The organism is uncultured Salinicola sp. (genome assembly GCF_937921195.1).
Lineage (GTDB): Bacteria > Pseudomonadota > Gammaproteobacteria > Pseudomonadales > Halomonadaceae > Salinicola.
Genome location: NZ_CALFQK010000168.1, coordinates 1 through 18,026 on the forward strand (window position 1 = coordinate 1; position 18,026 = coordinate 18,026).

29 protein-coding genes and 5 tRNA genes are annotated in these 18,026 nt (G+C 61.7%); 30 read left to right on the forward strand and 4 right to left on the reverse strand.

Going from position 1 to position 18,026, the window contains the following annotated elements; all coding sequences use genetic code 11:
- Positions 1-58: 58 nt before the first annotated feature.
- From Q0602_RS19410 to Q0602_RS19425, 4 genes are all read right to left on the reverse strand, one after another.
- Positions 59-147 (reverse strand) — tRNA-Leu (locus Q0602_RS19410).
- 27 nt (positions 148-174) lie between these two features.
- Positions 175-260: transfer RNA gene (locus Q0602_RS19415), tRNA-Leu, on the reverse strand.
- Positions 261-279: 19 nt separating this feature from the next.
- Positions 280-362: transfer RNA gene (locus Q0602_RS19420), tRNA-Leu, on the reverse strand.
- 36 nt (positions 363-398) lie between these two features.
- Positions 399-488: transfer RNA gene (locus Q0602_RS19425), tRNA-OTHER, on the reverse strand.
- Positions 489-835: 347 nt separating this feature from the next.
- Here Q0602_RS19425 and Q0602_RS19430 point away from each other — a divergent pair.
- From Q0602_RS19430 to Q0602_RS19575, 30 genes are all read left to right on the forward strand, one after another.
- The gene (locus tag Q0602_RS19430; RefSeq protein ID WP_298846968.1) at positions 836-976 is read left to right on the forward strand and encodes a hypothetical protein; all 141 of its coding nucleotides are present in this window, start codon (positions 836-838) and stop codon (positions 974-976) included.
- A gap of 10 nt (positions 977-986) precedes the next feature.
- Positions 987-1,508, forward strand: a complete 522-nt coding sequence (locus Q0602_RS19435; protein ID WP_298846971.1) for a hypothetical protein — start codon at positions 987-989, stop codon at positions 1,506-1,508.
- Positions 1,505-2,023, forward strand: a complete 519-nt coding sequence (locus Q0602_RS19440) for a hypothetical protein (RefSeq protein WP_298846974.1) — start codon at positions 1,505-1,507, stop codon at positions 2,021-2,023. Before Q0602_RS19435 ends, Q0602_RS19440 begins: the two co-directional genes overlap by 4 nt.
- A 5-nt stretch (positions 2,024-2,028) precedes the next feature.
- On the forward strand, positions 2,029-2,523 hold the full coding sequence (locus tag Q0602_RS19445) for a hypothetical protein (RefSeq protein WP_298846978.1): 495 nt from the start codon (positions 2,029-2,031) through the stop codon (positions 2,521-2,523).
- 51 nt (positions 2,524-2,574) lie between these two features.
- Positions 2,575-3,042, forward strand: coding sequence for a hypothetical protein (locus tag Q0602_RS19450; protein ID WP_298846981.1), 468 nt, complete (start codon positions 2,575-2,577; stop codon positions 3,040-3,042).
- Positions 3,033-3,569: a hypothetical protein gene (locus Q0602_RS19455; protein ID WP_298846984.1), complete on the forward strand. Its 537-nt coding sequence runs from the start codon at positions 3,033-3,035 to the stop codon at positions 3,567-3,569. The genes Q0602_RS19450 and Q0602_RS19455 overlap by 10 nt, the downstream gene beginning before the upstream one ends.
- Before the next feature lie 16 nt (positions 3,570-3,585).
- Entirely contained in the window at positions 3,586-4,065 is a 480-nt protein-coding gene (locus Q0602_RS19460) for a hypothetical protein (protein ID WP_298846987.1), read from the forward strand.
- A gap of 62 nt (positions 4,066-4,127) precedes the next feature.
- On the forward strand, positions 4,128-4,286 hold the full coding sequence (locus Q0602_RS19465) for a hypothetical protein (RefSeq protein ID WP_298846990.1): 159 nt from the start codon (positions 4,128-4,130) through the stop codon (positions 4,284-4,286).
- The gene (locus Q0602_RS19470) at positions 4,286-5,743 is read left to right on the forward strand and encodes a DNA cytosine methyltransferase (protein WP_298846991.1); all 1,458 of its coding nucleotides are present in this window, start codon (positions 4,286-4,288) and stop codon (positions 5,741-5,743) included. The genes Q0602_RS19465 and Q0602_RS19470 overlap by 1 nt, the downstream gene beginning before the upstream one ends.
- 22 nt (positions 5,744-5,765) lie before the next feature.
- Complete coding sequence (locus tag Q0602_RS19475) at positions 5,766-6,107, forward strand: hypothetical protein (protein ID WP_298846995.1); 342 nt, start codon at positions 5,766-5,768, stop codon at positions 6,105-6,107.
- A complete protein-coding gene (locus tag Q0602_RS19480; protein WP_298846998.1) occupies positions 6,104-6,625 on the forward strand; it encodes a hypothetical protein in 522 nt (173 codons plus the stop codon). Before Q0602_RS19475 ends, Q0602_RS19480 begins: the two co-directional genes overlap by 4 nt.
- The gene (locus Q0602_RS19485; protein WP_298847001.1) at positions 6,622-7,095 is read left to right on the forward strand and encodes a hypothetical protein; all 474 of its coding nucleotides are present in this window, start codon (positions 6,622-6,624) and stop codon (positions 7,093-7,095) included. Before Q0602_RS19480 ends, Q0602_RS19485 begins: the two co-directional genes overlap by 4 nt.
- Positions 7,092-7,595, forward strand: coding sequence for a hypothetical protein (locus Q0602_RS19490; protein ID WP_298847004.1), 504 nt, complete (start codon positions 7,092-7,094; stop codon positions 7,593-7,595). The genes Q0602_RS19485 and Q0602_RS19490 overlap by 4 nt, the downstream gene beginning before the upstream one ends.
- 54 nt (positions 7,596-7,649) lie before the next feature.
- Positions 7,650-8,552 (forward strand): hypothetical protein, encoded by a 903-nt coding sequence (locus Q0602_RS19495; protein ID WP_298847007.1) that lies wholly within the window; start codon positions 7,650-7,652, stop codon positions 8,550-8,552.
- Positions 8,549-8,899: a hypothetical protein gene (locus tag Q0602_RS19500; protein ID WP_298847010.1), complete on the forward strand. Its 351-nt coding sequence runs from the start codon at positions 8,549-8,551 to the stop codon at positions 8,897-8,899. Before Q0602_RS19495 ends, Q0602_RS19500 begins: the two co-directional genes overlap by 4 nt.
- A 27-nt stretch (positions 8,900-8,926) precedes the next feature.
- The gene (locus Q0602_RS19505; protein ID WP_298847013.1) at positions 8,927-9,235 is read left to right on the forward strand and encodes a hypothetical protein; all 309 of its coding nucleotides are present in this window, start codon (positions 8,927-8,929) and stop codon (positions 9,233-9,235) included.
- A 139-nt stretch (positions 9,236-9,374) separates the two neighbouring features.
- Entirely contained in the window at positions 9,375-9,914 is a 540-nt protein-coding gene (locus Q0602_RS19510) for a hypothetical protein (RefSeq protein WP_298847016.1), read from the forward strand.
- A gap of 39 nt (positions 9,915-9,953) precedes the next feature.
- Entirely contained in the window at positions 9,954-11,072 is a 1,119-nt protein-coding gene (locus Q0602_RS19515; protein WP_298847019.1) for an RNA ligase family protein, read from the forward strand.
- A 40-nt stretch (positions 11,073-11,112) separates the two neighbouring features.
- Entirely contained in the window at positions 11,113-11,976 is an 864-nt protein-coding gene (locus Q0602_RS19520; protein ID WP_298847021.1) for an SPFH domain-containing protein, read from the forward strand.
- A 62-nt stretch (positions 11,977-12,038) separates the two neighbouring features.
- Positions 12,039-12,752 (forward strand): hypothetical protein, encoded by a 714-nt coding sequence (locus tag Q0602_RS19525; protein ID WP_298847024.1) that lies wholly within the window; start codon positions 12,039-12,041, stop codon positions 12,750-12,752.
- Positions 12,749-12,991 (forward strand): hypothetical protein, encoded by a 243-nt coding sequence (locus Q0602_RS19530; protein WP_298847027.1) that lies wholly within the window; start codon positions 12,749-12,751, stop codon positions 12,989-12,991. Before Q0602_RS19525 ends, Q0602_RS19530 begins: the two co-directional genes overlap by 4 nt.
- A 6-nt stretch (positions 12,992-12,997) precedes the next feature.
- Positions 12,998-13,168: a hypothetical protein gene (locus Q0602_RS19535; RefSeq protein ID WP_298847031.1), complete on the forward strand. Its 171-nt coding sequence runs from the start codon at positions 12,998-13,000 to the stop codon at positions 13,166-13,168.
- A 68-nt stretch (positions 13,169-13,236) separates the two neighbouring features.
- On the forward strand, positions 13,237-13,695 hold the full coding sequence (locus Q0602_RS19540; RefSeq protein WP_298847034.1) for a hypothetical protein: 459 nt from the start codon (positions 13,237-13,239) through the stop codon (positions 13,693-13,695).
- 25 nt (positions 13,696-13,720) lie between these two features.
- Positions 13,721-15,145, forward strand: coding sequence for a DNA cytosine methyltransferase (locus tag Q0602_RS19545; RefSeq protein ID WP_298847037.1), 1,425 nt, complete (start codon positions 13,721-13,723; stop codon positions 15,143-15,145).
- 289 nt (positions 15,146-15,434) lie between these two features.
- The gene (locus Q0602_RS19550) at positions 15,435-15,899 is read left to right on the forward strand and encodes a cyclic-phosphate processing receiver domain-containing protein (protein ID WP_298847040.1); all 465 of its coding nucleotides are present in this window, start codon (positions 15,435-15,437) and stop codon (positions 15,897-15,899) included.
- Between the two features lie 94 nt (positions 15,900-15,993).
- Complete coding sequence (locus Q0602_RS19555) at positions 15,994-16,611, forward strand: HD domain-containing protein (RefSeq protein ID WP_298847043.1); 618 nt, start codon at positions 15,994-15,996, stop codon at positions 16,609-16,611.
- The gene (locus Q0602_RS19560) at positions 16,608-17,219 is read left to right on the forward strand and encodes a hypothetical protein (RefSeq protein ID WP_298847046.1); all 612 of its coding nucleotides are present in this window, start codon (positions 16,608-16,610) and stop codon (positions 17,217-17,219) included. The genes Q0602_RS19555 and Q0602_RS19560 overlap by 4 nt, the downstream gene beginning before the upstream one ends.
- 30 nt (positions 17,220-17,249) lie before the next feature.
- A complete protein-coding gene (locus Q0602_RS19565; RefSeq protein ID WP_298847059.1) occupies positions 17,250-17,564 on the forward strand; it encodes a hypothetical protein in 315 nt (104 codons plus the stop codon).
- A gap of 61 nt (positions 17,565-17,625) precedes the next feature.
- Positions 17,626-17,823, forward strand: coding sequence for a hypothetical protein (locus tag Q0602_RS19570; protein WP_298847062.1), 198 nt, complete (start codon positions 17,626-17,628; stop codon positions 17,821-17,823).
- 7 nt (positions 17,824-17,830) lie between these two features.
- Positions 17,831-17,906: transfer RNA gene (locus tag Q0602_RS19575), tRNA-Ile, on the forward strand.
- Positions 17,907-18,026 lie beyond the last annotated feature (120 nt).

Sequence of the window (18,026 nt, forward strand, 5' to 3'; positions counted from 1 at the left end):
GACCTCAACGTCGCGCGTCTACCAGCTTCGCCACGGTCGCTTGAACCGTCCTGTATATTGGTGCCCGATGCAGGCTTCGAACCTGCACGTCCCTCACGGGACACTGGATCCTGAATCCAGCGCGTCTACCAGCTTCGCCAATCGGGCAATCTCATAAATCGAAAGGACGACCGGTGCGGAGTGAGAGATTCGAACTCTCACGCTCCATCCGGAGCGCCTGGGTTTGAAGCAGGGACGTCTACCAGTTCCGCCAACTCCGCGATCCGTTATCGGCAATGATGCGAGAGGAGGGACTCGAACCCCCACGCCACGAGGACACCCGGGCTTAAAGCGGGCGCGTCTACCGGTTCCGCCACTCTCGCGTCATTGCATGCATCCGATACTCATTCTCCTAAACTTGGTGGGCAGCCGAGGAATCGAACCTCCCCCTCTTTCGAGGACCGGATTTACAGTCCGGTTGCGCAAATCCAGTATGGCTTTGACTACCCGTTGAACCTTGAAAGCGATGAAACGAAAAAGGCGTCAGATCCCGAGAGGGGAACTGACGCCTTCATGTGAACTGGCGGAAGGTGAAAGAGTCGAACTCTCTACCTTTCGGTAGGCCCGGGTTTCGAATCCGGTTTGCAGCCATCCTGCGCCACCCTCCGTATTAACGGGGTGAGGCGCGTCAAGACCTCACCCCTGAAGGGATGATTCCGATAGTCGCAAATATCGTTGCGAGAGGATGGTCTTCGTGAACATGCGGCGAATGATATGCAGGATGGGAATCCGTGTCCAGCGGAAAATACGACGGACAGGAATTTTTTCTTCTCGCTCCACGCGGGAGGACATCCGAATGAAGGAAAAGGACCCGAACATGGGCATCATCCAGACAGTATTGGACACGACGTCACGCGATCACATGAGGGGCCGCCTCGTCGAGGCTCTTCGCACGCTGATCGTAACCGGCTGCGCCATCAGTCTCATCTTCGCGTAGGAGCGCCGACATGAACGCATTCCCCGTATCCCTGCTCGGCGCGATCGGGCTCCATATGGCGCGCGATCGCTTCCCCGGTCTCGAGAGGGAGATCCATAGGTCAGCCCACAATGCATTCACGAGCGATCAGGGAGGCATCCAGAAGATCATCCATCTGTCGGAAGTGGCCATCGGGGACATCCGTCTCTCCTGCAACATGATCCTGAAGAACGGCGATGCCGATCTCCTCTTCAATCTGGATACTTCCGCATGGCAGATGTCGAGCGGCCGTCTTTGGCTGAAGGACATCCCCGAGTCGTTCAAGATGGATTTCGCGAGCAAGGTCGGAAGCACTCTCGGACAGGTGGGAGCCGTCATGACGGCTCCTTGGGAGAGCATGCGCTACACCGGAGTGGAGACGGACGAGGATCACGACGAATACGACGAGGGACCGCCCTGGTTCGCTCTCCTGGTGTCCGACCTCAGAAGCGATAACAGGGCCGGGGCGCTGACCCACGATGGCCTCAGGACATGGACAGGGGACTGGATGTGAAGAGGACCTCGACTCACGCCGGAGCGCCGACACATGTCGGGCCAGTCGCACGGAAGGTCCTTTCCGTCCTGAAGGGCCTCTCCGCTACGGACAGGCGGCATGCCTTCTCGGCGATCAAGGACGCCATCGCCAATCGCTGCGAGGAAATGGGCGCCAAGAACTACGTCCACGAGCAGGCGGGCATCGAATACCGACTGGAAGCGAGGTTCCAGGACGGCGTGCCGGCCCTCTGCGGCCAGATCACGCTCGATGGCGGTGCCACCTACATCGGTGAAGCTCTCATCTCCATCGTCGGCATGCCTCACGCCAAGATGAATTCGACACTATCCAAGGCCAAGGAAGGCGACTTGCTCGTCAAGGACGTCGTCTCGTTCATGACGGATGACGCGCGCAGCATCACGGAAGGCCACATCGATGCCGACCGCGACAAGATCTGGCTGCAGATCGCCTATGTGACGCACGCACAGGTGCGTGAATGGCCCACGTGGTCCGAGACCGCCGAGACCATCCGATGATGCCGGTGAAGGTCCTCGTAACCCATTGGGCGCGCCTCGCCCTCGAACACAGCACGTCTCAGGACCACGGAGCCCGCAAGAGCATCACGCTCGACGCCCATCACGTCGCCCGGGAGATGGCGAGCGGGCAGCGCAAGGGTCCGAGGATGATCAGGCGCGAGAAGTCCGGTCGATACGACCTCGAATACGCCGTCACGGTCGAGGATGGCGTCGCCACTCTCGATGCGCGCTGGCTGATCACCGACCCTTCCGGGAACATCACCATCCAGAGCCATCTCGTGACGATCCCCGGAGTGCCCAGCACCATCATCACCTCCCTGTCGGGGAAGGTCCCGTTCGATGTCCGGAAGGTCATAGAGGACGGCCCCTTCGGCGTCCTCGAGAACCGCAGCGTCATCGCAGTACGCACCGGAATGAGTAATCGGATGATCCTCGACCTGGCGCCGTGTGCGGACAGGCCGGCCACGGATCTGCCAGTCGTCGAGGGATGGACGAAATGAGAGCCCGACACGGATCGGGAGACAGCAGGAACACGGATGAAGGGAAAATCCATGAAGATCGGAATGACGCGGGGGACGAAGCGCATGCTCGACATCGGCCGCAGGCATGATGGAAAGCTCGACGCCACGCTGCTCGCCAGGATCGACGAGGAACTGGATGGTTCCAGCGAGGATACCATCACCGCCATGATCCATTCCATGCCCTGCGGCGATGCCACGCTGCAGTTCTTCCTCGAGGCGGACATGGACAAGGTCACGTTGGCGGTGACCTACCTCACGACCATCCTCGCCATCGATGCCCATTCGATGACCATACACGGCGTGCCGGAGACGAAACGCACGCAGCACCAGGCTAGGGCATCCGCCGGCTTCGATGCACGCGAGGTCGTCGACATGGAGCTCCTCGACGGGGTCCGGATCACCAGGGTCGTGGACGCGGGAGCGGGCTCGACCCTGTACCTGCTCGATCACGAATGGAACCTCCTGCTGACCCACGAGGAGGCGGACCTGTGCTACTGACGAGAGCCGCACACCATCTCCTCATGATCGAGGCCGCCAGCGCCCCCAGGCAGGCGATGATGACCTGCAGCAACGCCATGGACAATCTGCGTCATGCCGGCATCGATAACCGCATCAGGAACGCGGTAGGCTCCATCAGCGGCTCGACGCGCAAGATCGAATGGCGGATCGAAAAGGACCCGGGACAGGAGACGACCTGGCTCCATGCACGCCTTACCTCGGCCTCCGCACCGCTCAAGTGGAGGATCGACGACGACACGATCAGCGTGATCGGGACACCATCGAGCATTCTCCACGCATACCGGGAAAGACTGACGGAGGGATCCTTCCCGGCGACCGAGATCATGGATCTGCACTACCTGAAAGGCCGGTGCATCGAGGACATCGATCTGAGCGGAGACGGGGCCATCCTGATCCTGTCGGGCAGCCACAGGGACGGAGCCATTGCGGATATCCCCCGGTCCATGGGCGAATGGCGCAATGCCGGTATCGCCTACGTGAAGCTCCTAGACGAAGAGAATCCCTGAGCGAGAGGAAAACGCGATGCCGAAACGCAAGCCGGGCACGCCGATCACGGCCCTCCCCAATGCCCATGCCGCGCTGATCGAGATCGGCATCGAACGCGCATGGCACGATCTCGCCATGAAGCTGCACGACCGGATCGGCAACAAGCGCCCGAACAGGTACGGCATACTCAACGCTCCGCAGGAGGTCATGTTCTTCAACGGGCTTCCCGATCATTTCGGCAAGGGGACGCGGACCCAGATCTCCTACGACTTCCATCTCCACCGGTTCTCTGCGGAGATCACGAGCGACGACTGGAGGATCAGGGAGACCGAGATCGTGCTGCGCGACCTGCCCGAATGCATACAGGCCAGTGTGACCGGACGCACGGTCGACCAGATCGTGGCCCTTCCCCATCTCGCCGAAAGGGTCGTCGTCTCGCTGCGGCGACGCGGGAGCGCGAACTGGAGGATGCGCCTGCAGCTCGACGAGCCCGTCCCGCACCCCATCACACAATGAGCCCGGCGGTCGCATGACGACCGCCGGCGAACATGACAGCACACAGAACCAGGAACCACGACATGATCGATCGATTCGGACGCCTTCTCGAGAGAGCGGGCCGTTTTCTCGTGCGACGAGGCAAGGCCATGCAGAACCGCGGCTATCCACGCGTCGTCCCGATCTACGAGGACACGCCACGTCCCAATCGCGACACACCCATCTATCCAGGAGAATTCTGATGAACGCCAACGCGATCTCCACCACCAGGCTCGCCAGTGACAAGCGCGGCAATCCACGCATCTGGATCGAGGGGCGGAAGCTCGAGGCAGCCGGATTCCTTCCGCAGTCCCGCTACCGGATGACGATCGACGCCGATGCGCAGAGGATCGTCCTAGCGCTAGACGCGCAGGGGGACCGCACCGTCAGTCGGCGCAAGCGTCGCGGCAACGAGGATCCCATCATCGACATCGCCAATGCCGGCATCCTGCGCAGTTTCGAGGGCATCGAGACGCTGCGAATCGACTTCACCAAGGGAACGCTGACGATCGAGCCTTCCGCCGTCGAGGCGCGGCGCCAGCGCCGCGAGCAACGAACGAAATCACGTCTCGATGCGCATCTGCCCCTGCGCGCCGGATCGGTCTCGACCGGTCTTGGTGTCCTGAGTCACGCGATCCACGAGGGTCTCGCCCATGCGGGCAGGACCAGCGAACTCGCCTTCTCGGTCGAGATCGACCAGGAATACCAGGACCTGTGCGCGGCGCGCAATCCTGCCTGGCATGACGATACCGTCGCCATCAACATGCCGCTGCAGGAATTCGCCTTCGACCGCGACGCCATCGGACGAATCGAGGAGGTGGACATCCTCGAGGCAGGCATCCCCTGCACCGCACACTCGATCGCGGGACGATCCAAGAAGAAGCTGGCGATGCCCGAGCACGATCCGGTCGCGGGACATCTCGTCGTCGGATTCCTCGCCATCGTCGCCGCGACCAATCCATCCGTAGTCCTGGTGGAGAACGTGCCCCAGTATGCGGATTCCGCGAGCTTCTCGATCCTATGCAACCAGCTGCGCGAATGGCAGTACGACGTCGTCCACGTCATCCTCAAGGGCGAAGACTTCGACTGCCTGGAACATCGCCACCGGATGGCCCTGCTCGCCACCAGCCGGGGCATGAAGGCCGACATCCTCTCGGCCATCGAGAAGGGCGGTCAGGGAGAGATCACCGTCGGTGACATCCTCGAGGACGTCCCGCCCGATTCGGGTCTGTGGTCCGAGATGCGCTACCTGAAGGACAAGGAAACGCGGGACCGCATAGCAGGCAAGGGCTTCCGGATGCAGATCCTGGGCCCGCAGGACACGAAGGTCGGCACAATCGGTCGCGGCTACGCCAAGATCCGCTCGACAGAACCCAAGCTGCGTCACCCCACCGATCCGAAGCTCCTGCGCCAGTTCACCCCGGTGGAGCACGCCCGCATAAAAGGCACCCCGGAGGAGATGATCGAGGGTCTCGGCATCACGACAGCACACGAGATGCTCGGGCAGTCGATCGTCGCAGCACCTTTCCGGGCGCTGGGAGTGGCAATCGGCGTGGAACTCGGTAGATGGGGCGAAGGAGCAGGACCGGTGGAAGCCGTCCAGCAGACCACCCAGACAACCAGCAAGCAGGAAGGGCCTCAGCAGCTCGGCCTTCTGTGAATCCCAATCGAAAGGAAAAGCCATGTCGGCAATCAAGGGCATAACCTCGGCGCTCGCCACGCCCGATTTCAAGCGCCTCGACACGATCTCGAAGATCGCAGCCTTCGATTCGGTCTGCGGCGTCGCCTTCAACATGGCGGGGAACGACGAGGACTGGAGCGCGGTCTATGACGAGGTCTTCGGCGGCAGTATCGGCAAGGCGGCCGAGACGATCCTCGAGGAGACCGGTCTGACCGCTCCGGAATACCACGATCCGGACACCACCTACCGCGAGGATGCGCTGGCATGGGCGACCCCGATCAGGGAGAGCTTCCAGTCCTACGTCGAGGGGCAGCGCAAGATCCAGGAAATCCTCGAGGCATGATGCAGGCGTTCGATTCATCACACCTCATACGGTGGGTGGATCACAAGGCGGCCTCCCAGTATGTCAGGCGCGATGCCATGATCGGACGCGTGCGACACTGGATCCCCCATGAGATCAGCGGTCTCGACAAGATATACCCCAAGACCGGTCTCTCCTTCGGCATTCCCGGCAAGAACTGGAACGCGCACAGCGGGGAGGGGATCGGTTTCACAGTCGACAGGACCCGACTCGCGAATCACATCTGCGACATCGACGGACACGAGATATTCCTGATGTCCGACGCCTATGACAGGCGCCGCCTCATGGCGGTCGAGAGCCTTCCCGAGATGCGTGCCCGAGCAGTGAAGGCATCGCTCGACGACCCTGACGAGGCGTTCGTCATCGGAGACATCCGCGAACTGCACGGCAAGCTGACGGGCATACGCATCGGAAGCGAGGTCGACGAGCGGACGAGGAGGTGCGTCATGGAATATGCGGATCGCCACTGCATCGAGATCGATGAAGGGGAGACACGATGAAGAGGAGCGACCCGCTTCTCGATGACGGCATGGTCGCGCTACTACGATGGCTGGAACAGACCAGACCGCGCATCCTGAGAGACATCCATCAGAAATGCCTCGATACCACCGGGGATAACGCCAAGGTCTATGAGAGGAAAAGGTCGGCTGACGACTGGATCGAGATCAGTCACCGCGACGATCCAGAAGATCCTTCGGGCAGGATGATCCTCATCGCCACCATCTACGGCAAGAGTTGGACGTTGACGAACGATCTGCTCGTGATCGGGAGGAAGGCCCTCACCCAGACCAGTCTCACGGTCCTATGTGATCCAGACGGCATCGTTGATGCAAGCACCATCATAGATCACCCCTATCTCACGGGGGCAAAGGCGGGCGACGGAGAGATGAACACCAACCTGCTCCTGTCCATCTACCGCGAACCCGCGAGACACGTCCTCACTTCCACGGGCATCGAGGCGATGACATGAGGCAGACGGTCGCTATGGGAATGCAGCGGGCGAGCATGCGCGATCCCCTGCTCGACGCAGGGATGGCCGAACTGCTGAAATGGATCGAGACGAACACCGGCACGACCGCCCGCAGGATGCATGAGCTGTGCGGACGTGTCGAGAAATACGACTCGACGGTCTTCAAGTGCCAATGGCCGTCGCCCAAGCGGTCGGTCGAGGTCCACTACCGCAAGATCGCCTCCCGGACCGTGATCCTGGCCGCCAACTACGATGGCGAGGGCTACAGCTTCGGACGCGGAGGGATACTGATACGCAAGGAGATGGTCCCGGAGGCCCTGCGTCTGAAGCTCACGGACAGGGACGTCGTCATGAAGGCCAGCGATATCATCGATCACCCCTACCTCATCGGAGCGTGGACGAGCAGGGCCGAGGAGAAGGACGGGAAGGTGTCGATAGCCCTCAACAGAGGAGCGCCGCGGCACGTCCTGACGGCAGCGGGCGTGGAGAGCGTGGCCTGACGGCCTGTTCCATCAGATCATGCATACAGGATGAAATCACACAGGAGTGGAAAAATGACCCTCTTCCCCCAGGGCTGGGCCCTTCAGAAGCCGGTGCAGACGATCGAACCGGAAGAATTCAACCGCATGTGGCAGCGCGGCCAGCTGATCGGGACGCGCAAGCGCGACGGCAACCGCGCTCATGTCATCACCGCCGGCGAGAACACCCGCATCTACTCGCGCAACGGCACGCTCGACTGGACCGACAAGCTGCGACATGTCGTATGGGCCTTCAAGAGCGCGCCCCAAGGGTGGATGTTCGACGTCGAGGCCCATACGCTCGAGGAGGGCACCTACAGCTTCCAGAGGGCGCTGAACGATGACCCCGAAGAGATCTTCGTGTCGCCCTTCGACATGCTGCGTCTCGACGGCAGTGATGCCTGCAACCCCTACGAGGATCGCTTCCAGCGTGTGAAGGACTTCATGCAGGTCTACAATTCCATGCCGATCTCCACGATGGGGGTCGAATACGATCTCGAGCACATCCGCGACTACGACGGCATGCTCGCCGAGATCGAGCGGCGCAAGATGGAAGGCCTGGTCTTCTGGGATCGTACCGCGCCGCACGCGCTCAACCTCAACGGCAACACCAAGCGCGGCCGGGCCTGGAAGGTCAAGATCCGCCAGACCGAGGACCTCATCGTCACCGGCTGGAACCCCAACAAGGGCGATCCCTCGCTCGGCGCCGGCAGCCTCGACGTGAAACGCTACGACGAGAACGGCAAACTGGTGAAGGCAGGTCGCGTCGGATCGTTCGACAAGCGTTTCGATCGCCACGCCGTCATGACCATGATGGATCACTACGTGGTCGAGGTCAGCCATTACGGCCTCGACGAGAACGGCAACATGGTCTTCCCCAAGGTCGAGCGCATGCGTCCCGATCTGGCATCGGACTTCGGCCTGCCCATCGCGGCATGAAGCCGACACGACCGCCTCCCAAGCGCAAGTGGCGGAGACCGGACGAACCCGAATACGATGCATGGGGGCGTCGGATACGCCTGAGACATCCGCCCGAACTCAAGGAGCGGCTCATCGAGGAGCAGGATGGTCTGTGCCACTGGTGCTCGAGATCGTTCGGCGAAGTCCCCGATGGCGAGGAGGACAGGCGACCCGCTGCCTGGCTCGCCACGTTCGAGCACGTGATCCGCTTCGAGGACGGAGGGCTCGACGGCCCTCCGAACCTCGTCGCCGCCCATCGCAAATGCAATGAGGATCGCGAAAGACGGAACGAAGACGACCAGCCGGACGAGGATTCACGTCCATGAAATGAGAAAGCGGGCATGATCGCGTCCATGAAGACACACATCGGAATCATTCTCTCCTGCGCCATGTGCATCGCCCCTTCCGTCAAGGCGCAGCCCTACGGTCAGGTGCCCACCGTTCGCTACGAGGGGAGGCCGGTCGAGGAGATCGTCAAGGACGGAGTGCCCGTCAGGAATTACGACGGTGACGGCCGGGTCGTCATAGATCCGCGGGATAGTCGGGTCAGGGAGAAGCCGAGTCCGCCCGTCTATAATCCGGGCATCATCCTGCTGCAGCGTCCATGGCGCTACGGACTGCCCTATCAGGGCGAGAGATACGTCTGGGGCAAGACGGGATAGGACGCAGTACTCTACGACCGTGCTACAGGCTGGTCCGTGAGCATCAGGAAGAACTGGTTCCTCTGAGAAACGAGAACAGGCAACCATCGGAAGAAAGGAAAATCATCATGAGATTATGAACCAACAAGGAGCATGATCCATGCACATCGCCTATCCCATCCACATCATCGACATCGACGGCACCGTCTTCAGCTACGACGAGATCGAAGCGCGACGTTTCGCTCCCACCATCCGTCGCCGGACCTTCGCCGGACGACTGCACCTCCCTCTCCACCGTCAGCATGTCGAGCGCATCGTCGACATCGACGGTGAGATCCACACCATCACCAACCGCTACATCGCCCGTGATGACCACGGGCGGATCGTCACCAATGCGGACTGGCCCCGCGAGCCGGAATGCCGGCGAGAGAGCCGCTACTGCAAGGAACTGCGCCACGCGCGCGAGCACGGGCTGCCCATCCCGGGCACCGGGTCCTACAAGGGCGGACCCTGGAAGACGCGAAAATGCCGTCTGAAGGAAATTCGCCACCAAGACGACCACGATAGCCAGCTGAGCGAGATCCTCGTCTGCGGACGGCGGATCGCTCTCAAGCGCAAGCGCAGCAATCCCGACTGGGACCTTTCGCGCCGCACCGACACGCGCGGCTGGAAGGGATGGCGGCGCACCCAGTGGAAGTGAGATCCACGACAATCACAGCGAACGGAAAAAAGACAGAACATGACGACCGCACGCATTCTTCCCATCACCGGCACGCATCACATCCCCAAGGCCGATCGGCTCACAGCCTACAAGGTCCTCGGATACGACGCCGTGAGCAACAACCTGCCCGACGGCAGCCCGCGGTTCGCCGTCGGCGAACGGGTCGTCTACGTGGCAGAGGGCTGCCGCCTGCCCGAGAATCTCCTCAAGGAGCACGGCTTCTGGGGCCTGCATCCCCAGAAGGAAACCGAGATGGGCCTCCTCTCCGGCCCCGGCGGCGACGTCATCAAGCCGGTCACCCTGCGCGGCCAGCTCTCGACAGGGCTGCTGTGGAAGCTGCCCGATGAACTCGCGCACCTGCCCGATACCACCGACGTCTCGGACCACTTCGGCATCACCGAATGGATTCCGGAGATCGACCCCGAACTCCTGAAGATCGCCATGCCCGTCGCTCGCGCCAAGGTGGACTACCAGATCGGCCGACTCAAGACCTATCCCGAATTCCTGGAAGGCTCGGAGGTCGTCATCACCGAGAAGCTCGAAGGCGAGTGCCTCCAAATGACCTGGCTCGGTGACGAACCGGTCGAAGGGGCTCACGGTGACGGACAGATCGCGATCGCCACCAAGGGACTCGCCCGACAAGGTCTCATCTTCCGCGAGTGCGAGGCCTCAGAGAAGGTGCCCGTCATCCGCGCCGCGCGCAACGCCGATCTCATCCGCCGCTTCGGCATGATGGTCCACAATATGCGCGCGGCCGACCAGACCGTCCAGCTCTTCGCCGAAGCCATCGGGCCGGGCATCAAGAAGCTTCACTACGGCCAGAGCAAGCCATCCGTGCGCGGATTCGACATCCGCGTGGGCCAGCGCTGGCTCAACGAGACCGAGATCGACAGCTATCTCATGCAGGCCGGGATCCAGCCCGCACCCGTGCTGTGGCGCGGCATGTACGACGCGGCAAAGGTCGAGGAACTGCGCGAGGGGGACACCACTCTCGATGCCAAGCACATCCGCGAGGGAATCGTCATCCGGGCTGTCGGCGAACAGGACATGCGCCAGACCAAGCTCGGCAATTTCATGCGACCGATACTGAAGACGCACTGCGACGTCTTCCTCAGGAAATTCGGGCAGGACGACTGACCGGAAGAATACCCGAACAAGTTCAAAGGAAGGAAAACACATGCAATTACGAATGGACCAGACTCCCCGAATCCGCGTCGGCGGCATCGTGAAATGGGTGGTCGTCCCGATCGTCATCCTGATCGCCCTGATGGGCTGCTTCAGCATCGTCTCGACCGGCAACGTCGGCGTCAAGAAGACGATGGGCCAGACGAGCCTCGAGGAATCGACGGCCGGCTTCGTGCCCAAGCTGCCGTTCGTCACCTCGGTCGACGAGTACAACGTGCGCGAGACCGTGATCGACTTCATCGACCTCAAGCCCAAGGCCGGCGACAACCTCTCGCTGCAGGACCTCGACGTCTCCGTGTTCTACCAGGTCAATCCGGGTCGGGTCGCGGACCTCCATGTCGAGTTCCTCGGCCAGACGCGCTATGACGAGCAGGAAGGCGTCTATCTCGCAGGCTACGGCGTCGTGATGCGTCAGGCACGTGAAGCGATCTACGACACCGTCTCCACGATCGACAGCCTGACCATCCACCAGAAGCGCGACGAACTGACGAACGCGATCAAGATCCGCCTTCAGCGCAGTCTCGATTCGCTGAGCCCTGGCGCCTTCACCGTCACGCAGGTCGCCCTGCGCGCGGTCACGACCGACAAGTCGATCGAGGAATCGATCCAGCTCGCGGTCAAGGCGCAGAAGGACCTGGAGCGTACCGAGGTCGAACTCGAGATCGCCGAGAAGCAAGCCGAGATCGCCGTCACCCGTGCCCAGGGCGAAGCCGAAGCCAACCGCGCCGTCTCCGCCTCCATCACGCCCTCGCTGCTGCGCCAGCAATACAACGAGGCGCTGATGAAGTTCGCCGAGACCGGTGCGAACACCGTCGTCATGGACGGCGATGCGAACGGACTCGTCAACATCAAGTGAACCGACGAGGGCGTCGCGGATGACCGCGGCGCCCTCGTCCCTGAAACGACACGAGGAAGACCATGGGCGGAAGCATCAACATCGCAACGCGCTTCAATGACGGCGACGCCATCTGTGTGGACGGATGGACCAACTTCATCCCGCGCATGGTCATGAACGAGACCACCCTGTCGGGTGACGACAGGGTGGTACGGGAAACACTGCTCGAGACCCTGCGTCATGACAGCTACGCCGGCCCCCAGCCCTTCCGGGCGAGCGGCTACGGCATCGTCGTGATCGACTTCATCGGTCGCGCCATCCATTCGATGCAGGGCTACACGGGGTTCGCCGAACGCAAGATCCTAGCCAGCTTCACCGACCTGAACAGGACGGGATGGAAAGGCGACGAGGTCACGAGGATGAAGTCCATGATGGACTTCCACAACCACGGGACGATGGACGGCTTCGAGGTCCATCCGTCCGAAGAAGGGCGCTCGCTCATGGAAGCAGGACGCCTGCGTATCGTCGAATCCGGCGGCAAGGAAATCGAACCCTACCCCCTCGACGAGGAGAAGCTCGTGGAGCTGGTAAAGCGCGACACAGCCCAGTTCCTGCGGAACGAGCCGCGCGACATGCCCATGGTGGAAGTCGGTGTCGCGCCCTTCCAGGTATTCGACTACCCCGAGGGCGGATCGCTGACCGACATGAAGACACACCTGCGCATCGCAGGCTTCCCGCTGACCAAGGCGGAGGGTCTCAACGCAATGATCGCCCGAGACACGGAGAACGGAAAATGAAGCTCCTCGAAGACGCCGAAAACGTCACACAGGTCATGTGCGACGAGATCAAGGGAGACCACAAGCACCTGATGATCGCCATCGGCTACACGGGGGTGATGCGATGCTACATGGATCTTCCGCTCGATGAAGCGAAGTCCCGCTATACCGCCGATGGCGATACACTCGAGGGCGTCGGCATCACCGTATTCGGATTCGATGACGAATTCGCGGCCTATGAGATCTACACTAAGGATTGAACGACCATGATGAAGAAGAAGGAAATCGAACGCTGGCTCTCCACCCTGCCCGATGATGCGGACGTGGCGATCGACGAAGGCGGCCTGAGTCTCGTCGAGGTCAACGACGACGGCAGCGAAGGCGATGCCTATCTCGAGGTCGGCCTGACGCCCGCCGAAGAAGAACTCGCAGACTGACCGGCATGCCGGGAGACGAGTCGAGACCGACAGCATACGAACCCGGATCGCAGCGCAGGAGGCCGAGCTTGATAGCGTGGGACATCCCATACGAAGAACGCCTGCGCGGCCAGAGACGTGACCGAGAACGGAACGTCCAGTATATCGTCCAGGCCGAACGGCACTGGGAGATCGCCCGGCTGACCCTCTCGAACATGGCAGGCGAGAACGAGCTCCTGCGGGGCGTGCACATCGCCGAACAGGACCGTCTCCTCTGGTGGCCGGCGCGCATCATGTCACATGGCGAAGGACTGTGGGTGATGAAACGCCATCTCGACGATCGGATCCATGATCGCGATCTGACCGAGGTCGAGATCAACCGGACGGACCGGAACGAGCTCGTGCTCGAATGGGGGTCCGCGAGGAACACCCACACCGCCTTCGATGACCACCCCATCCACGCAGGTCTCGTCGATGGCTGCCTCGCCGTGAACGGCCGGCCCATCATCCGGCAGGGCAACGGCCTGCGCCTAGCGCCCCGCAACTGACACACATCCTTCGAAGGAGAATCCCGTGACCGATACACTCGTCAAGGTGAACGTGCCCGAGATCGCGACCAAACAGCTCGCCTTCCGCCACAAGGGCAGCCGCCGCATCCTCACCATCTCCTCGAACCTGCTGACTCTGTTCGACTTCAACAAGGGCGACGATGTCGTCGAGACCAGTCTCGGCAAGGGGAAGGGCATGGTGATCGAACGCGTCTACGACCTGTTCGAGCAGGCACCGACCAAGAAGGTCTATGCCCGCAGCTATCCGCGTCGGAAGAACAATCCGCTCGAGACCCAGCTCGAGGTCTCCTCGCAGAAGCTGCTCGACGAGAGCTTCCCTTCCGACTGCACGCGGGTCCATGTGCGCTTCGAGCGCGGCCGCGTGGTCGTCACGCCGCTACGGACCATGAGCGAACGAGCGATCGCCAACGCCCAGACAGCGGATCCGGCGTCGACCTTCGCCGCACTGACCTCAGGCGTCGATCTCATGTCGCTGCGCGAAGAAGGGTTCTCGGTCTCCGCGGTCCTCGAATGGCGACCGCAGGAATCGCGCGACAAGGCCGATCTCACCGAGACGGGCGCCCTGTGCGCGCTCGCCAACTCGGGCCCACTGCATGCCCTCTTCAACGAGGACGTCACCAGCGCGGTCCTCGACGAGATCGAGCGGGCCATGGAACGCAACCCGGTGATGCTCTTCCACGCCTCGCCCCAATGCGACGACCATTCCCCGCTAAAGGCCGGCAAGCTGAAGGAGCGCCACAACGAGGAGGCGACATCGAGCGAGGACATGATCATCGACCTCCTCAACGTGATCGAGCGCCTGGCCGTGCCCGTCGTGCTCTTCGAGAACGTCGCCGGCATGCTCGATTCGGCCGCATACAAGGTCGCCTCCTTGCGTCTGCGCCGCTGGGGCTACACGTGCCATGAGCACGTGGGCGACGCCCGGCTCTACGGAGGATGGACGTCACGGCGCCGGGCCTACGTGGTCTTCACGCAGCTCGATGCGCCCTTCGCCTTCGAAGAGCCCTTCACGGACCGCGAGAAGGATGCCTGGGCGGTGGTAAAGAACGATCTCGACCAGTGCCGCGACGTCTCGCACTCGAAGTCGCTCAACGACGGCAAGGAATGCGGCCGGCTGCGGCGCATCACGCCCAAGTCCACCTCCATTCCCACCCCGGTCAAGTCACAGGCGCGCATGGCCAAGGATTCGATCGTCATCGAACCGGAGGATGGTGTCTTCCTCTGGCCGACGGAAGAGCAGCTGAAGCGCTTCCTCGGCATCGAGAAGACCGACATGAACGCGGTCAGCGCGACAATCGCCTCAGAAGTGATCGGACAGAGCATCGACCGGCCGCACCACGCCTCGATCCTCCGGTCCGTGAAGGCCCACATCTCCGCCTACAGGGCGGGTCTTCCGAATGTCACGGAAGAGAAAAAGAAGGCAGCATGAACGCGTCTGCCGTCGACCAGAGGAAGGACACATAAATGATCATGGGATACGATGATAGCGGCTCACGTCCCAAGCTGTGTCACATGCCACTTCACGCTCTCATTCTCGATCGCTCCCGGATGGGATCCAGATATACAGGCGGCTGCCTCAAGAACTGGCCTTACAGCGATGAGACAGGCAATGGTCACAGGCCGTTCCGTTAGACCATAAGCAAAACAACTGGTCAGCAAGGATGCCCTGATCTGATGAAGAGCAATATGCCTGATTCACGGAAAGAGGAAAAGACAGCATGAGCGGCTTCAAGATCAAGCCTCCCAAGAAACCGCGCAAGCCGTCGGCGAAGTTCCTCGCCCGCAAAGCTGAACAGGAAGCCCTCCGGCGCGAAACCCCTCCGACCGAAGGCGGCGTGAAGATCTATCTCGACGACGAACGCGCACCTCCCGAGGGATGGACGCTGGTCAAGAGCGTCACCGCGCTCATGGAACTGCTGCGGACCCTCGAGCCGGGCCGCCTCGAGCGCCTCTCCCTCGACTGGTATCTCGGATCGGGAACGACGACCGGGCATGATGCGGTCGAACGCGTCCTCCACCTCATGCTCGAAGAACCGGCGCGGTTCGCGAACCTGAAGCGCGTCACCTGCCATTCTAGCGATCGCTCCGAGGCGGTCGCAATGGCGCGCAAGCTCCAGGAGCCGCTGTCCGAGGAATGGGAAGGCATACCCTACTACAGGGTAGGCATCGGACAGCCAGGCTGACGCGAAGACGGGCCGCCCAGGGGGAATCGGACGACCCGTCACCCTCTCGGTGTCAGGGGGTGCAAGAGATATATCAGAGAAGGGAAAACCTGCCATGAACGAGTTTCAGAAACAGACGGTATTCCTGCGCGGCTGGCTGCAGGGGCGTGGATACAATGTCGCACTGGAAGCCATGGAATTCGCACGGCAGCATCACCAGGGCACGCGAAAGGACAATGTCACTCCCGAATTCGCGCACCAGACGGAGATCGCAATCCACATCTCGACCCTGCCCGGACTCATCTTCCCGGAGGCCACGATCGCGGTGGCCTTCCTGCACGATACGATCGAGGACACCCCCGTATCGCGCCATGAGGTCGCGGGACGGTTCGGCGAACAGATCGCGGACGCGACATGGCGCATGACCAAGATCGACGAGAACGGCGACAAGCGCGACGAGGACATGCTCTATCAGGCGATGGCCGCATGCCCGATAGCCTCGATCGGCAAACCCGTCGACAGGCTGATGAACCAGCACACCATGGGCGGTGTGTTCAACCAGAAGAAGATGCTGTCCTACGTGGACTTCACAGATGAGCGCATCATCCCGATGATGAAGGTCGCGCGCCGCAACTTCCCTGCACAATACGCCGCCTACCAGAACATCAAACTGGGACTGACCACCCAGGCCCGGCTCGTGAGATCGCTGGCTGTGACCAGCGAAGAGACATGAACCCCGTCAGCGAGATGATCGACCTGCGCTGGACATCGCTCCGGCGCAGGAACAGGAGCGCGACGATCCAGCAGGCGGTCAGCGTCGTCCTGACGATATGCCTCGCGATGCAGATACTCTCCTCCGCCTTAATCCCCGCAACGCTCTTCGATACCATGCAGACAGTGCTCGCAACCATCGCCCTCATGCTGATCTGGTTCTACAGCGCCACGGAAAAGCAATCGGCAGCACTGTTGGCCAGGGGGCTGGCCGGAGACCTGCTGATCGGAGTCGCGACAGCGAACATGCGTGAGCCACGCATCATCCCCTCAACGGCACTGCGGACGATGACGGGAGATGGAATCGCCACGAGAGCCACGATCGAGATCTCACCCGGGCATAGCGGAACGGCGAAAGTCGCCATGCGTGTCGCGAACAAGCGCGTATCCATGACGACGGGGCCGCGTGTCCGGGAAACGAGAATACCGCGACTGAGCTACGTCCCGGAGGAATACCGGTTCACCCCGGAAGACGTGCAAGACGTTATGACGAGCATGGCTAGCGATCCTCACAACATCATAATCTACAGGATCATCCTGGATCTCATAGAATCTTCGAAAGACGCCTGAGAGACGATTTTCGAAAAGGAGAACGGAAAAATGGCAGATCTGCCCTGGAAGGACACAGCAACGGATTGCGTGACCAGCGGCGAGTCCATGACACGGGCCCGCACCCTTGCGCACGATGCCATGCAGCGCGCGACTACGGAAGAGAGCGACGAGCACTCCTCGTATGCGCTGGCGCGTGCCGAAGCCGAACGCAGAAAAGAGGAGATCCGCGAGGAGAACATCACGCGGCATCTCCGGCACAATCTGGACCTGAAGGCCGAGAAGCACATCCGCATCCACGGCGGCTTCCAATGGGACCTGTTCCGCGACAACGAAACCGGCCGGGACCTGCCCTTCGCCGCATGACACGGAGAAAAAGCCTCTTCCCGACAAGGGAAAGAGGCAATATGAGGATGGGATGACGACCATGTCCGCCACCACGAGAACGATCGATGACATCGAGGTCGTCGCCGATGTGGTGCGGATGGCGCGCGCGGCCGTTCCTGGAACGAGAGCGCAGACGATCCTCGATCGCACGATGACGATGCACCCGGAAATCGGGGAAGAACGAATACGACGCGCGTGCGGGAAGGCAGCCGACCTGCTTCTCGCTCAGCACTCCTGAACAATACGGCCCCGTAGCTCAGCGGTAAGAGCTGCCCGCTCATAACGGGTAGGTCGCAGGTTCGAATCCTGCCGGGGCTACCACCTCCTCCATGCGCCCGGAAAAGTCCGAGAGCGCCCGGAAACATCCGAGAACTACGGACGCCATCCGGAAAAGTCCAAAAGGGAAAGCCGAAATTAACGATAGGTAAACTGGAATTGCAT